Here is a 14,167-nt window from a genome sequence, read left to right on the forward strand (position 1 = left end):
GTATTTTCGGAAAGGTCTTTGACATGGCCCAGACACATCGCCCCAAACCGCACCGCAAATTCATTGCCCTGATCCTTGCTGCCTCGATTGCCATCACCGGGTTTTCATCGGCGCCCGCCCGCGCCGATGAGGATGTCGCCAAGGTGCTGGCGGGGCTCGCGCTGCTCGGCATCATCGGCGCTGTCATCAATGACCGCAAGGACGACAACCACGGCGTCTCCCGCGCCTATGCCGCCCCGCCGCAGCACCCGCACGGCGGCCATGGCTACCGGCCCAAGCCGCTGCCGGATCACTTCCGTAAATACGATCTGCCGGCCCGCTGCCTGCGGCATTTCCCAGCCTACAGCAGCAGGCACGCGCTGGTGGGCCAAGCCTGCCTGGACCGGCACTATGGCTACAAGGCCAAGTCTCTGCCGCAATCCTGCCGGGTGACTTTCTGGAACGGCAAGCGGCACAAGTCGGGCTACAAGCCGCAGTGCCTGCGCGGCCGCGGCTACCGGCTGGTGCAGCGCTGAGCTTGCGCGCTCCCGCAGCAGGCCCTGCCGGCCTGTTGCCGGGGCGCGCTGCGCGTGACAGAACCGCTCCGCCAGGCGCTAGCAAGCAGGAGCACAGATGAGCACACCGGATTTCACGTTCGAGCAGGCCGCGCAGCAGCGCGGCTGTTCGTGCATCGCGGGGGTGGACGAGGTGGGCCGCGGCCCGCTGGCCGGGCCGGTCACTGCCGCCGCGGTCATTCTGGACCCCGCCGCCATTCCCGAAGGGCTCAACGATTCCAAGAAACTGAGCCTGAAACGGCGCGAGGCGCTGGAGCAGGAAATTTCCGCCAGCGCCGTCTTTGCCGTGGCCCATGCCAGTGTGGAGGAGATCGACAGGCTCAACATCCTGCGCGCCTCTCATCTGGCGATGGAGCGCGCGGTGGCGGCGCTCGATCCGCAGCCGGATTACCTGCTGATCGACGGAAATTTGATTCCGCGCGGCCTCACGCTGCCCTCCGAAGCTGTGGTCAAGGGCGATGCCCGCTCGCTTTCCATCGCGGCTGCTTCGGTGATGGCGAAGCTGGCCCGTGACCGGGTGATGGTGGATTTGGCGCAACAGTACCCGGGCTACGGCTGGGAGAAAAACGCGGGCTACCCCTCGAAACAGCACAAGGGGGCGCTAACTGAACTTGGAGTGACGCCACATCATCGGTGCTCCTTCAAACCGGTACACAACATCTTGTATCAAGACTGAAGCGCAGGGTGTTGTCCCAAAAAACAAATTGACCTCGATTCCGCTATGGCCGATCCTGTGGACAACCAAATGAGCGCAAAAATGCGCCGCGGTTATGAGGCAGAGCAAATGAATACAACCATGACAAAGGGCGCGGCAGCGCTCCCTTTAAACGTGATTCTTGGTGGCGACTGTATCGAGGTGATGAACAGTCTGCCGGCCAATTCGGTGGATCTGATCTTTGCGGATCCACCGTACAACCTCCAGCTGAAAGGCCAGCTGCACCGCCCCGACAACTCAAAAGTCGACGCGGTGGACGACCACTGGGACCAGTTTTCCAGCTTTTCGGTCTATGACCAGTTCACCAAGGCCTGGCTGAAGGCGGCGCGCCGCCTCTTGAAGCCGAACGGCTCGATCTGGGTGATCGGCTCCTACCACAACATCTTCCGGGTCGGCTCGGCGATGCAGGACGAGGGCTACTGGGTCCTGAACGACGTCATCTGGCGCAAGTCGAACCCGATGCCGAACTTCCGCGGCAAGCGCTTCACCAACGCGCATGAGACGATGATCTGGGCCTCCAAGGCCGAGGGCGCCAAGTACACCTTCAACTACGAGGCGCTGAAGGCGCTGAACGAAGGCATTCAGATGCGCAGCGACTGGGTGCTGCCGATCTGCACCGGCCACGAGCGGCTGAAGGACGAAAACGGCGACAAGGCGCATCCGACGCAAAAGCCGGAATCGCTCTTGCACCGTATCCTCGTCGGCTCCACCAATCCCGGTGACGTGGTGCTGGACCCGTTCTTCGGCACCGGCACCACCGGTGCTGTGGCCAAGATGCTGGGCCGCGAGTTCATCGGCATCGAACGCGAGGTCGCCTACCGCGAAGTGGCCGAAAAACGCATCAAGGCGGTGCGCAAATACGACCGCGAGGCGCTGGAGGTGTCCGCCAGCAAGCGCGCCGCACCGCGGGTGCCCTTCGGCCAGCTGGTCGAGCGCGGCATGCTGCGCCCGGGCGAGGAGCTTTATTCGATGAACCGGCGCCACAAGGCCAAGGTGCGCGCCGACGGCACCCTGATCGGCGCCAACATCAAGGGCTCGATCCACCAGGTCGGCGCGCATCTGGAAAACGCGCCCTCCTGCAACGGCTGGACTTACTGGTGCTTCAAACGCGACGGCAAGACCGTGCCGATCGACGTGCTGCGCCAGCAGATCCGGGCCGAAATGCAGGCCTGAGCCCCCTACACACATCCGGTTGCACCAACCTGCAATGGGCGCCCGAGGCGAGAGCCGGGGCGCCTCACCTTGCCCCGCCTTTGCAGGCGGGGTTTTTTGTCTCAGTCACAATTGAACCCCTGTATTCCGGCCGCGGCGGTCTTATGGTCCGTCCCGCAAGTGAAAGGATGCGCCGATGGCCGACATTGCCCTCTCCCCGCCGCAAGCCGCAGCCGCAAAAGGGTCGGACGCCAGGCCCGCGGACGCGATCGATTCGCAATATGCCGCCGCGCTGCTGGAAGCGCACAAGCGGCGCGGGCTTCAGCTTGCCTTGCGCGCCCGCTGGATCGCGCTGCCGATCATTGCGGTCTTCATCGTCTTTCTGAACCCCGTCTGGAGCCTGATGTACTACCACGGGTTCCTTGCGCTCCTGGCGTTGAACGGCTGGTTCATCAGCCGGGTCGGCACGGTCGGCAGGTCGCGGGCGGAGCTGTTCCTGATCTTCCTGGACCTTCTCATCATGACCTTCGCCCTGGTCGTGCCCAATCCCTTCGACAGCCGGGATATCCCGGTGGCCATGTATTACCGGTTCGACAATTTCCAGTATTTCTTCGTCATTCTCGCGGCCGGCACCATGGCGTTTTCGTGGCGCACTGTGATCGCGATCGGCACCTGGACCGCAGTGATGTGGCTCGGCGCGCTGGCGCTTGTGTGGCGGATCGTGGGTCCGGGTCCGGGGCTGTCACACGCCGAAGCTGCCGTCAGCGGCCTTGGTCCGGAGCTGGCGAAGTTCCTTGATCCCTACAATCTGGTGGTGGAGCTGCGGATCCAGGAGGCGGTGGTTTTTGTGCTGGTGGCGGTGACGCTGGGCTTGTCCGTGCGCCGCTTCGACCGGCTGCTGATGAACAACGCACGCCTCACCCGGGAGCGTGCGAACCTTTCGCGCTATTTTTCGCCCAACGTGGTGGAGCAGCTGTCGCAGAACGACGAGCCGCTGAAGCAGGTGCGCAGCCAGCAGGTGGCGGTGCTGTTCATCGACATCATCGGCTTCACCCGGATGACCGCCGAGCGCCCGCCGCGGGAAGTGATCGCGCTGCTGCGCGAGTTTCACGCGCTGATGGAGGCAGAGGTCTTCCGCCATGGCGGCACGCTGGACAAATACCTCGGCGACGGGCTGATGGCCACCTTTGGGACGCCACTGGCAGGGGAGCGCGATGCCGCGGATGCGCTGGCTTGCGCGCGGGCGATGCAGGCGGCGCTCGATGCCTGGAACCGGGACCGCACCCGCTGCGGCGAGGAGGCCGTGCGCGCAGGCATCGGTATCGACTATGGCGAGACCCTGCTGGGCGACATCGGCGCCAACCGGCTGGAATACGCGGTGCTGGGCATGCCGGTGAACATCGCCGCGCGGCTGGAGAAGATGACCCGCCCTCTGGGGGTGCGTATCGTCATCAGCCAGCCGCTGGCCGATGCCGTGCGGCAGGATCCGGATGGGGCCGCGCTGCTTGACAGGTTCAGCGAACATCCGGACCAGACCGTGCGCGGGCTGGACCGGCCGGTGACGGTGCTAGCGCTCGGCTGAACGGTGGCGCGTTACCGCGGCGCCGGGTTCTGCGCTTTGTTGTAGGGGTGCCAGTCGGTGATTTCCGGGTAGTACTGCTGCCGCCAGCGCCGCACCCGCGGGTTCATAACCCGCCGCCACAAGGGCGGGATCAGCGCCGCCACCGTCATCACCGGATAGCCATAGGGCAGCTGCGGCGCCTCCGTCTCGGTGTGGTTCTGCAAGAGCGGGAAGCGGCGGCTGGGCTTGTAGTGATGGTCGGAGTGGCGCTGGAGATTGATCAGCAGCCAGTTCGACGCCTTATGCGCCGCGTTCCAGGAATGGCGCGGCTTCACCGGTTCATACCGGCCCTCGCCCAAGTGCTTGCGGGTCAGGCCGTAGTGTTCAACGTAGTTCACCAGCTCCAGCTGCCAGATCGCGATGCCCGCTTGCAGAAGGAACAGCAGCACGCCGGTCAGCCCTCCGAGGGCCAAGGCGAGGAGCAGCATAGCGCCCTGCAAGGCCCAGTAGCGGAAGAACGGGTTGGAGCGGTCGGTCCAGGGGCGGTTCTTCTTTGCCAGCTTATCGGCCTCGGCCCGGAAGGCGGAGAGCCAGCACTGCCGCAGCACCCGCGGGTAGAAGCGGTGGAAGCCCTCGTTGTAGCGCGCCGTCACCGGATCGCGCGGGGTGCCGACATAGCGGTGATGCACCAAGAGGTGCTCGGAGCGGAAGTGCGAGTAGAGCACCATGGCAAGCAGGATATCGGCGAGCCAGCGCTCGACCCGGCTCGACTGGTGCATCAGCTCGTGGCTGTAGTTGATGCCGATGGTGCCGGTCACCACGCCCACGCCAAGAAAGACCGCGGCCTTTTCCCATCCGGCGAGGTGCGCGGCACCGCTCACGTACCAGATCAGCGCAAAGAGCGTCACGATTTGCAGCGGCACCCAGGCGGCGGTCAGCAGCTTGTACCACTTGAGATCGCGCTCGGGCGTCTCCGGGTCGGCGTTGTCGAGGTTCAGCCCGAGCACCTTGTCGAGCATTGCAAACAGTTGCCATGTGAACAGCGGCGGCAGCAGCAAGGCCCAGCCGCCTTGCGCGGCGGCAAACCAGACCAGGGGCGGCAGCAGGAAGGACAGCCAGAACGGCAGCACGCTGTTCCAGCGGGCCAGGGGTTTGGAGGCAGCCATGCCAATATCTCCGAATTCGTCTGCGCGCGTTCGGGCTGAGCCTAGGCAAGGGCCGGGCAAAACCCAAGAGGCTTCAGCGCCCCTGCCACAGATCGAAGCCCTTGCGCATTACCGTGGGCAGGTCAGAGGGTTTGAAGGCATGGCGGGCGATCAGCTCCTGCCCTTCGGCGGGGGTGAAATCCGCGGGCAGCTCGGCGGTCATCACCTGCAGGATCAGGTGGAAATGGGTGAAGGTATGGCGCACCTCGCCGCCCAGATCCTGCCAGTCGGCGGCAAACGGCGGCTTCGGCGCCGGGGCCTCGCTCCAGTCCGAGCCGGGCCAGCCCAGCATGCCGCCGAGCAGCCCCTTATCGGGCCGCCGCTCCATCAGCCAGGCACCGTCAGTGGAGCGGGCGAGGTAGATGATGCCGGTCCTTGTGGGCTTGGGCTTCTTCGGGGTCTTCTTCGGCAGCTCGGGCGCGGTGCCCGCCGCGTGCGCCGCGCAAGGGCCGCGCCAGGGGCAGATGCCGCAGGCCGGGTTCCGGGGCGTGCAGATGGTGGCGCCCAGATCCATCACCGCCTGGGCATAGTCGCCGGGCCGCTGCAAGGGTGTGAGCGCCGCGGCGCGCGCCTTCAGCTCGGGCTTCACCCCGGGCAGCGGCGCGTGGATGTCGTAGAGCCGCGCCATCACCCGTTCGACATTGCCGTCGAGCACGCATTCCGGCCGGTCAAAGGCGATCGAGGCGATGGCGGCGGCGGTATAAGGCCCGATGCCGGGCAGCTCCAGCAGGCCTTCGTAAGTGTCAGGGAAGACGCCGCCCAGGTCTGCCGCCACCACCCGCGCGCATTTCAAGAGATTGCGGGCGCGGGCGTAATAGCCAAGTCCCGCCCATTCGCCCATCACCTCGGCATCTTCGGCCGCGGCGAGATCGGCCACAGCGGGCCAGCGCGCGGTGAAGCGCTGGAAATACTCCCGCACCGCCGCAACCGTGGTCTGCTGCAGCATCACCTCGCTCAGCCAGATCCGGTAGGGATCAGGGCGGATACCCGCCGCGCGTGCCGCTGGCCCCACCCGCCAGGGCATCTCGCGGGCATGGTTGTCGTACCAGGCCAGCAAGTCTCCGCTCAGCCCGGTCTGGTCGTCGTTCAGGTCACGCATTCTTTATCCCCCGGGCCGGCGGTTTGGCTGGCAGCTGCATAGAGGCTCTTTACAATAGGTACGCCACTCTAGCAAAACCAGGTTCATGGCATTCAGGCGCAGCACAACACGCGGGTTCGCACGGACCGCCCAGCTCCTCAACGAGCAGATCCGCAAGGCGGGCGAAAGCCGGGGTTTTGCGGTCTCCCGCCTGCTCACCCACTGGGAAGAGATCGTCGGCGCCGACATCGCCGCAATGGCGCGGCCGGTCAAGGTCGGTTACGGGCGCAACACGCTGGGCGCGACGCTCACCGTGCTCACCACCGGCGCCAATGCCCCGATGCTGGAGATGCAGAAGGAACGCCTGCGCGAGCGGGTGAACGCGGTTTACGGCTTCAACGCGATCTCCAAGGTGATGATCACCCAGACCGCGCCGACCGGATTCGCCGAGGGCCGCGTGGAATTCCAATACGCCCCCAAGGCCCAAGCGCCGCTGCAGCCGGATCCGCAGGACGCGGCCGAGGCCAGCCAGGCCGCTGCCGGGGTGGAAAACGATGACTTGCGCGCCGCCCTGGAGCGGCTGGGGCGCAATGTGCTGACAAAACAAAAAACTCAACGAAAGGGGTTCAAATGACCCGTCTCATGTCCGGCGTCTTTGCCGCGGTTGCCCTCGCGGCCGGCGGCTATGCCATCTCGGGATTCAACGGCCAGGGCAGCCTGCCGCACAACCCTCTGGTCGGCGCCGCCCACGCGCAGGAGGCCGAAGTCGATACCTCCACCATCACCGAGATGGTCATGGGAGAGGAGGACGCGCCGGTCACGATGATCGAATACGCCTCCTACACCTGCCCGCATTGCGCCAACTTCCACAACAACACCTTCAAGAAGCTGAAGGCCGACTATATCGATACCGGCAAGGTGAAGTTCATCTACCGCGAGGTCTATTTCGACCGCTACGGGTTGTGGGCGTCGATGATCGCGCGTTGCAGCGGGCCGGAGAAGTTCTTTGGCATCTCCGACCTGATCTACAAGGGCCAGTCCGACTGGGCCCGCGCCGGCGGCGCCACCGAGATCGTCGAGGAACTGCGCAAGATCGGCCGCCTGGCGGGGCTGGAGAGCGACGAGCTGGAAGCCTGCCTGCAAGATGCGGAAAAGGCCCAGACGCTGGTGACCTGGTACCAGGAAAACGCCACCGAGCACGGTATCGAATCGACCCCGACCTTCATCATCAACGGCGAGAAGGTGTCGAACCAGCCCTACGAGGACATGAAGGCGTTGATCGACGCCGAACTGGAAAGCTGAGCGGCGCGGAGCTGACAGAACGGAAGGCCCGGGTGCATCGCCCGGGCCTTTTCAGTTGAGAAATCCGCCTGCAGTTCCGAGCCTCCAAAAGGAAAACTGCCGTACCCCTATGCCACCAGCAGAGCGTCGATGGCGCGCCGAAGATGCGCGGCGGCCTGCGGTCCTGTTCCATGCACAGCAACATCCCATGCGGGGAAGCCGTCAAGGCGCGGGTGCGGCCCGTTGCAGCAGTTCCTTCAGCCGGTCTTCGCCCGCAATTTGCAGCCTGACCGGAAGGGTGATCACCTTGGGGCGGAAACTGTCCGGCAGCCGCACCGCGTCTTTCTCAGTGGTGACCAGCTGCGCGTTCAGCGTCTTGGCCTCCGCCTCCAGCCGGTTTAGGAGCTGCGGGCTCAGCGGCTGATGGTCGTCCAGCGCCTCGCCGCGGGCGATTTCGGCGCCAAGGCCGCGCAGGGTGGCAAAGAACTTCTCGGGATGGCCGATGCCTGCAAAGGCCAGCACCCGTGTGCCCTGCCAGGGCATGCCGGTCTGCAAGGGTTCCAGGTGGCCCCGGAAATGCGGCAGCCCGGCCAGCGCGCTGCCCCAGGCGGCGGCAAAGCTCTCCTGCGCCGGTTCCGGCCCCAGCGTCAGCACTGCGCTTGCGCGTTTCAGTCCGGCTGCAACCGGCTCGCGCAGGGGGCCTGCGGGCAGGCAGCGGCCGTTGCCGAAGCCCATCTGCGCATCTGCCACCACCAGCGACAGGTCCTTGGCCACCGCAGGATTCTGGAAGCCGTCGTCCAGCACCACCGCCGTGGCGCCCGCCTGCTCCGCTGCCTGCACCCCGGCGGCGCGGTCGCGCGCCACCCAGACCTCGCCGAAAGCCGCCAGCAGCAGCGGCTCGTCGCCAGTCTCTGCGGCGGTGTGGCGGCCCGGCATCACCTGCACCGGTCCCTCCAATGAGCCGCCATAGCCGCGGCTCACCACATGCGGATCGTGGCCCATGCGGCGCAGCGCCTCCAGCAGCCAGATCACCGTCGGCGTCTTGCCGGTGCCGCCCGCGTTCAGGTTGCCCGCGCAGATCACCGGCACCGCGGCGCGGTACGGCGTGCCGCGGGCCAGGCGCGCGGCGGTGGCGCGGCCGTAGCCCCAGCCCAGCGGCGCCAGCAGGCTTGCGCGCAGATTGAAAGCGCCGGGCGGCATGTGCCAGAAGTCAGGCGCCCGCATAGCTGTCCTCTTCCGCGTCGAGGAGGTTTTGCACCTTGTCGAGCAGCAAGTCGGTGGTGGCGGCGCTTTCGGTCACCGCCTGCCAGCCCGCCAGCGCCATCTCCGCTGCCTTGTCCGGTGCCGAGAGCTGCACCACGGCCTCTCCAAGGGCGGCCGCGCCGCGCACCATTTGCGCAGCCCCGGCCTCGCCCAGGCGGGCGTATATTTCCTTGTGGGCAGACACCCCGGGGCCATGCAGCAGCGCCGAGCCCAAGGAGGCCGCATCCAGCGGCGCCAGTCCGGCGGCTCCCGGGCGCAGGCTGCCCGCCACCAGCGCCACCGGCGCCAGCCGGTACCACAGCCCCAGATCCTCGCCGCCGGTCAGAAGCACCTGGGTGAATTCATCCGGCTCGCCCCCGGTCTCCCAATCGGCCCATTGCAGGCCGCTCGAGCGCAGCACGTCGCGCGCTGCGGGCAGGTCGCCGTAATCCTCCAGCGAGATCACCAGCAGCAGCCGGTGCAACAGCCTGAGCGCGCCGCGGTGCGCCTCCAGGATCTCGCGCAGCTCGGCCGGGGGCACATGTGCGGCAAGCCAGACCGGGCGGCTGCCAAGGGTCTGCTGCATCGCGGCCAGATCGTCCATGCTGCAGCCGGGCGGGGTGGCCGAGACACGCAGCTTGGCCGCCCGCTCCACCTTCTGCGCCGCGATGCCGGCCTTCATCAGCTGCGCGCGCAGCGTGTCCGAGGGGGTGAGGATGCATTCCGCCGCCTCCAAGAGCCGCCGCCGCTGATCCGGCAGCCAACGGCTGGCGCGGGCAGGGAGCTCCTCCTCCAGCAGATCGGCCAGCACCAGCCGCAGCCTGCGGTCGCGCATCTGCCGCAGCAGCACCCGGCGCTGCGGGCCGCCGGTCCAGAGGCAGGCGTTGGGCTGCCAATGGGCCAGAAAGGCCCGCGCCGCACCCGTACTGTCCTCGCCCAAGGGGCCGGCCGCGATATCGCAGCCCTCGGCCGGGTCCAGCCGCATTCCGGGTTCCCAGCTTGCCAGGATGGTGAGGTCGGGGCGCAGGTTCTGCAACCGCCGCCCGATGTCGCACAGCGCATGGTACCGCTCCGGCGTGGTCGCATGCACCCACAGAAGCTCACCCGCGGGGCGGGGCTGCAGGGCAAGGGGCCGGCTGGGGGCGGTCGTGGTCTGCTGCATCGGGTCCGTTCTTGATGGTTTGCGCCAAACTATCTCCAACATGCGGCTTTGTCTGTGAAAAACTTGCAGATTTCCAGCCCCCCGCTGCGTCCCGGTTGCGCCGCGCGGCGCTCAGCGGGCCGAGATGCCGGGGCTGGCCGGGTCCAGCGCGTCCAGAAGCGCGCGGTGCAGCGCCGGGTTGCCTGCCACCACGCCATCGAGCTGCGGATGCGGGTTGTTGAACCGCAAGGGCGCGCCGAATCGGTCCGAGCTGGCACCGCCGGCCTCGCGCAGCAGCAGATCGCCCGCGGCAATGTCCCATTCCCAGCTGCGCCTCAGCGTCAGCATCGCGCCAAAACGGCCATCGGCCACCTTCGCCAGACGGTAGGCAAGCGACGGGCGGTAGCTGCGCGTGAAGGCGGGCGCCGCGGCGCCCAGCCAATGCCGCGCATCCAGGTTGGGCTTGGCGGCCAGAACTTCGGCGCGGGCCAGGTCCATCTCCGGCGCAACCGAGACCGGCACGCCGTTGCAGGCGGCGCCTTCGCCGCGGGCGGCGGTATACATCAGCCCGCGCAGAGGCAGATAGATCACCGCCGCGGTCACCTCTCCGTCTTCGGCCACCGCCAGCGAATGCGCCCAGGTGCGCGAGCCCTCGGCAAAGCTGCGGGTGCCGTCGATCGGGTCGATGATGAAGACAAGGCGGCGGTTGAGCCGGTCGCCGCTGTCCTCGCTTTCCTCCGACAGCCAGCCATAGCCGGGGCGTGCCTTGGGCAGCATGTCCTCCAGCATCGCGTTCACTTCCAGATCCGCCTCCGTCACCGGCCCCGCGCCTTCGGGCTTGTCCCAGCGCCGGGCCGTGGATCCGGTGAAGCGGCTGGCGATGTCTCCGGCCCGTTCCGCCGCTTTCACAAGCAGGGACAGGTCAGTTTCCAGCAAGCGTCATCCCTTCGATCAACAGCGATGGCACCACGGTGGACAGATGGGTGCGGGCGTCATTGGCGGGCACGATCCGGCGCAGCATGCCGCGCAGGTTGCCCGCGATGGTGCATTCGTTGACCGGATAGGCGATCTCGCCATTCTCCACCCAGAAGCCCGAGGCGCCCCGGGAGTAGTCGCCGGTGTTCGGGTTGATGGTGGAGCCGATCATCGAGGTCACCAGCAGCCCGGTGCCCATCTGAGCGACCAGGTCCGCGCGGCTGGCCGCGCCTTGCGTCAGTGCGATGTTCCAGGTCGAGGGGGAGGGCACCCCGCCGATACCGCGGGCGGCGTTGGCGGTGCTCTCCAGCCCCAGCTTGCGGGCGGAGGCGAGGTCCAGCACCCAGCCTTCCAGGATGCCGTCCGCGACAATGGCCCGGCGGCGGGTGGCGAGACCCTCGCCGTCGAAGGGGCGGGAGCCTGCGATGCGCGGGCGGTGCGGATCTTCGATGACGGAGAGCGCCGCGGGCAGGACCTGCTGCCCTTGCGAGTCCTTCAGCCAGGAGGAGCCGCGTGCTACCGCGGCGCCGTTCACCGCTGACAGCAGGTGGCCGATCAGCGACGAGGAAATGCGCTCGTCGAACAGCACCGGGAAGCTGCCGGTCTTGGGTTTCCGCGCGCCAAGCCGCGCCACCGCGCGTTCGCCTGCGGTGCGGCCGATCTCTTCGGCGCTGCGCAGGTCGGACTGGAAGGTGCGCGAATCGCCATCGTAGTCGCGCTCCATCCCGGTGCCGCTGCCCGCGATGCCGGTGCAGGAGAGCGACCGCCCGGTGCGCTGGTAGCCGCCGGAAAAGCCATTCGTCGCCGCCAGATGCACGTGATGGCGTCCATACCCCGCGCCGGCGGATTGCACCTGGGTGATGCCCTCGACCGCCTGGCAGGCGGCTTCGGCCGCCAGCGCATCTTCCTGCAAGGCGGCAGGGGCGGGCTCGCCCGCGGGGTCAGTGAGCTCCAGCGCGGCCAGGTCCCAGGCCTGCGCGAGCTGCGACGGGTCCGCAAGCCCGGCATAGGGGTCCTCGGGCGCTTCCCGCGCCATCGCGACCGCGCGTTCGGCCATTGCCGCCAGCGTCTCTCCCCGCGTGTCGGAGGAGGAGACCAGCGCCTGCTGCTTGCCGACGAAGACCCGCAGCCCGACATCCGTGCCGTCCGAGCGCTCGGCGTGCTCCAGCTTGCCCTCGCGCACTTCGATGCTGAGGGAGCTGCCCTCCGCCGCCATGGCATCGGCGGCATCCGCGCCGGCCTTGCGGGCGGCATCGATCAGGGCGTGGCAGAGCGCTTCGGGGGACTGTGTCATGGGCACCTACGGTTTCCGGGGTCCCCTAAGAGCTAGCCAGAGCCGCCGCCTGCCGCAAGGGCGGGAACGATAAAATGGGGCCGCGCAGAGCCGGCCCTCCGCAGTTTTTTGATGCAGCCGGATGACCGGCACGCGCAGAATGGCAATGACCGCCTGGAGCCGTGTTTTCTTTTTTCATCGGCGCGGGACAAGCCCGCCAGGCCGCCGCGCTTCGTCGGCTCCCCCCCCCGCGGCCGCGATTTGGCTGGAGCCTGGCGCTGGATTGAAAAGGTTCACGGGATTGGCCGGGATAAACTGCCAGCCGCACCGCTTCGGATCGCCGCCGGGCGCGCCGACGATGCGCGGTTTTTCTCTTTTGCCTGAATGCCCGTCTTGCTGGCAAAGCGGGCATCGCAGTCAGAGGCGGGGCGGGACGTCTCTGGCCGGCCCGCTTATTTCAGGCGCTGGCCATTGGCCAGGATCTTGCCGTCTTCGGTGATCTCGATCCGCGATGTCAGGCTGTCCTCGGCCTCGCCCGGGACCGCCAGCATGCCTATCATCATCCGCGCGCCCATCGCGTCGCTGTCGGACATCACGCCGAGCTGGATCAGCTTGTCGAGCAGCGCGTTGGCGCCGGTCAGCATCAGGTTGGCCTCGCCCGAAGGCGCAGGCATGCCATCGAAGCTCTCCAGATCCTCGTTGTCGAAGGTGAAGTCGCCGGTGCCGGTCAGCTCGGCCCCGGCGGCGGAGAGCCGCAGCTCCTTCACCGTCAGCGCGTTCAGCTCGCCCGGGGGCTGGCTGCCGCTTTCCACCGGCGCGATCGACTCGGGGTCGAAGATGTCGAACAGCAGCGTGACCTTTCCGGCCAGGTCGAGCACCAGCGTGGCCGGGTCATGCGGCAGCACACCGGTGGGGTCGATCATGCCCCAGAACATTTCCGGCAGCGCGAAGTCGCGCAGGGTGACGCCGAGCGCGAAATCCTGCTCCTCGCCGGTTCCCGAAACCGGCATCATCAAGCGCAGCCCGGCTTCGGCCATGCGCAGGGACAGCGGGAAGGGCATTTCGGTGCCGCTGATGTTCAGCTCGGCGTCCTGCTGGCTGAGCCCGTAGGTCAGCTGTTCGGCATTCAGCGCCACATCGACCGCGCCGCCGCCCGAGCGGGTCTCCATCGCGAAACTCTCGCCCTCGCCGGTGCCCGCGATGGCGCCGTTGCCGCCGGTAAAGGTGAAGCGGCCGTCAAAGCCGGCTCCGGCGTCGAGCAGGGCGGCCATGTCGGCAGTCTCCAGCCCCTCGGGGATGCTGCTGCTGCCGGTGAAGGCCAGCCCCTCCAGCGCGCCCTTGAAGGAGCCCTTGGCGTCGTTTTCCGCATCGACGAAGGCCAAGTGGTAGGTCAGCGCCGCCGCACTCAGCTGCTGGCCATAGCTGCGGGTGCCGTCCGCCTTCATCGTGGTCTCGGCCGTCACCTCCTGCAGCGCCATGCTGAACTGCGCGGCCTCCGGCGGAATCACCTCGCCATCGGCCTGCAGATCCTTCAGGTCGAGCGTGAGCTCTGGCGCGGCATAAGCATAGGTCATCTCCGACGCATCGCCGGTCACGGTGACGGGGCTGCCGTCATGCCCATAGATCAGCGTGCCGGAGACGTCGTCCTCCGGGCCGGTGAAGGCGAAGGCAACCGGCATCCCGGCAGGCAGCAGCACGCTGACGCTGCCGTCGCCGTTTTCCTCAAAGCGGATCTGCGGCAGCGAGATGCGGGCGCTGCTCTCCTCCGCAGCTTCGCCTGCGGTCATGGTCAGGCCGGAAACCGTGAGCGTGCTGCCAGACAGCGTCTCGGTGGCCTCGACGGCATAGCCGGTGGTGTTCAGATAGGACTTCCAGTCGTCCCAGACCTCCTGCGCAGTGAGATCGGCAAGCGCGCCCTGGGCAGAGAAGAAAACCAATGCCGCAGCGGTACCGCTGCGTGCAAGAATTGCGGACATGAGGGGACCTTTCC

At 67.3% G+C, this 14,167-nt stretch carries 14 protein-coding genes; 7 read left to right on the top strand and 7 right to left on the bottom strand.

Annotated elements, in window-relative coordinates; genetic code table 11:
- Positions 1 to 23: 23 nt before the first annotated feature.
- From ACOHX0_RS12630 to ACOHX0_RS12645, 4 genes are all read left to right on the top strand, one after another.
- The gene (locus ACOHX0_RS12630; RefSeq protein ID WP_420677184.1) at positions 24 to 515 is read left to right on the top strand and encodes a hypothetical protein; all 492 of its coding nucleotides are present in this window, start codon (positions 24 to 26) and stop codon (positions 513 to 515) included.
- Between the two features lie 97 nt (positions 516 to 612).
- The gene (locus ACOHX0_RS12635; RefSeq protein WP_420677185.1) at positions 613 to 1,230 is read left to right on the top strand and encodes a ribonuclease HII; all 618 of its coding nucleotides are present in this window, start codon (positions 613 to 615) and stop codon (positions 1,228 to 1,230) included.
- A 108-nt stretch (positions 1,231 to 1,338) separates the two neighbouring features.
- Positions 1,339 to 2,442 (top strand): site-specific DNA-methyltransferase, encoded by a 1,104-nt coding sequence (locus ACOHX0_RS12640; protein WP_420677187.1) that lies wholly within the window; start codon positions 1,339 to 1,341, stop codon positions 2,440 to 2,442.
- Positions 2,443 to 2,617: 175 nt separating this feature from the next.
- Positions 2,618 to 4,003: an adenylate/guanylate cyclase domain-containing protein gene (locus ACOHX0_RS12645; RefSeq protein ID WP_420677189.1), complete on the top strand. Its 1,386-nt coding sequence runs from the start codon at positions 2,618 to 2,620 to the stop codon at positions 4,001 to 4,003.
- Between the two features lie 11 nt (positions 4,004 to 4,014).
- On the opposite strand, the gene ACOHX0_RS12650 is transcribed toward ACOHX0_RS12645, so the two are convergent.
- Positions 4,015 to 5,148 (bottom strand): alkane 1-monooxygenase, encoded by a 1,134-nt coding sequence (locus ACOHX0_RS12650; RefSeq protein WP_420677190.1) that lies wholly within the window; start codon positions 5,146 to 5,148, stop codon positions 4,015 to 4,017.
- A 73-nt stretch (positions 5,149 to 5,221) separates the two neighbouring features.
- Positions 5,222 to 6,286 (bottom strand): A/G-specific adenine glycosylase, encoded by a 1,065-nt coding sequence (locus tag ACOHX0_RS12655; protein ID WP_420677192.1) that lies wholly within the window; start codon positions 6,284 to 6,286, stop codon positions 5,222 to 5,224.
- An 85-nt stretch (positions 6,287 to 6,371) separates the two neighbouring features.
- Between ACOHX0_RS12655 and ACOHX0_RS12660 the strand changes: the two genes are divergently transcribed.
- On the top strand, positions 6,372 to 6,899 hold the full coding sequence (locus tag ACOHX0_RS12660) for a DUF721 domain-containing protein (RefSeq protein ID WP_420677194.1): 528 nt from the start codon (positions 6,372 to 6,374) through the stop codon (positions 6,897 to 6,899).
- A complete protein-coding gene (locus ACOHX0_RS12665) occupies positions 6,896 to 7,567 on the top strand; it encodes a DsbA family protein (RefSeq protein ID WP_420677195.1) in 672 nt (223 codons plus the stop codon). Before ACOHX0_RS12660 ends, ACOHX0_RS12665 begins: the two co-directional genes overlap by 4 nt.
- A gap of 201 nt (positions 7,568 to 7,768) precedes the next feature.
- Here the strand turns inward: ACOHX0_RS12665 and lpxK are convergent, their stop codons facing one another.
- The 4 genes from lpxK to ACOHX0_RS12685 form a co-directional block, all read right to left on the bottom strand.
- A complete protein-coding gene (lpxK, locus tag ACOHX0_RS12670) occupies positions 7,769 to 8,770 on the bottom strand; it encodes a tetraacyldisaccharide 4'-kinase (protein WP_420677196.1) in 1,002 nt (333 codons plus the stop codon).
- Positions 8,757 to 9,950 (bottom strand): 3-deoxy-D-manno-octulosonic acid transferase, encoded by a 1,194-nt coding sequence (locus tag ACOHX0_RS12675; RefSeq protein ID WP_420677197.1) that lies wholly within the window; start codon positions 9,948 to 9,950, stop codon positions 8,757 to 8,759. Before ACOHX0_RS12675 ends, lpxK begins: the two co-directional genes overlap by 14 nt.
- Before the next feature lie 111 nt (positions 9,951 to 10,061).
- Positions 10,062 to 10,865: an inositol monophosphatase family protein gene (locus ACOHX0_RS12680; protein ID WP_420677198.1), complete on the bottom strand. Its 804-nt coding sequence runs from the start codon at positions 10,863 to 10,865 to the stop codon at positions 10,062 to 10,064.
- Entirely contained in the window at positions 10,852 to 12,198 is a 1,347-nt protein-coding gene (locus tag ACOHX0_RS12685; protein WP_420677199.1) for a TldD/PmbA family protein, read from the bottom strand. Before ACOHX0_RS12685 ends, ACOHX0_RS12680 begins: the two co-directional genes overlap by 14 nt.
- A 111-nt stretch (positions 12,199 to 12,309) precedes the next feature.
- Here ACOHX0_RS12685 and ACOHX0_RS12690 point away from each other — a divergent pair, with 111 nt between their 5' ends.
- Positions 12,310 to 12,561 (top strand): hypothetical protein, encoded by a 252-nt coding sequence (locus tag ACOHX0_RS12690; RefSeq protein ID WP_420677200.1) that lies wholly within the window; start codon positions 12,310 to 12,312, stop codon positions 12,559 to 12,561.
- Between the two features lie 68 nt (positions 12,562 to 12,629).
- On the opposite strand, the gene ACOHX0_RS12695 is transcribed toward ACOHX0_RS12690, so the two are convergent.
- A complete protein-coding gene (locus ACOHX0_RS12695) occupies positions 12,630 to 14,153 on the bottom strand; it encodes a DUF2125 domain-containing protein (RefSeq protein ID WP_420677201.1) in 1,524 nt (507 codons plus the stop codon).
- Positions 14,154 to 14,167 lie beyond the last annotated feature (14 nt).

Source organism: Cribrihabitans pelagius (genome assembly GCF_048820915.1).
Lineage (GTDB): Bacteria > Pseudomonadota > Alphaproteobacteria > Rhodobacterales > Rhodobacteraceae > Cribrihabitans_A > Cribrihabitans_A pelagius.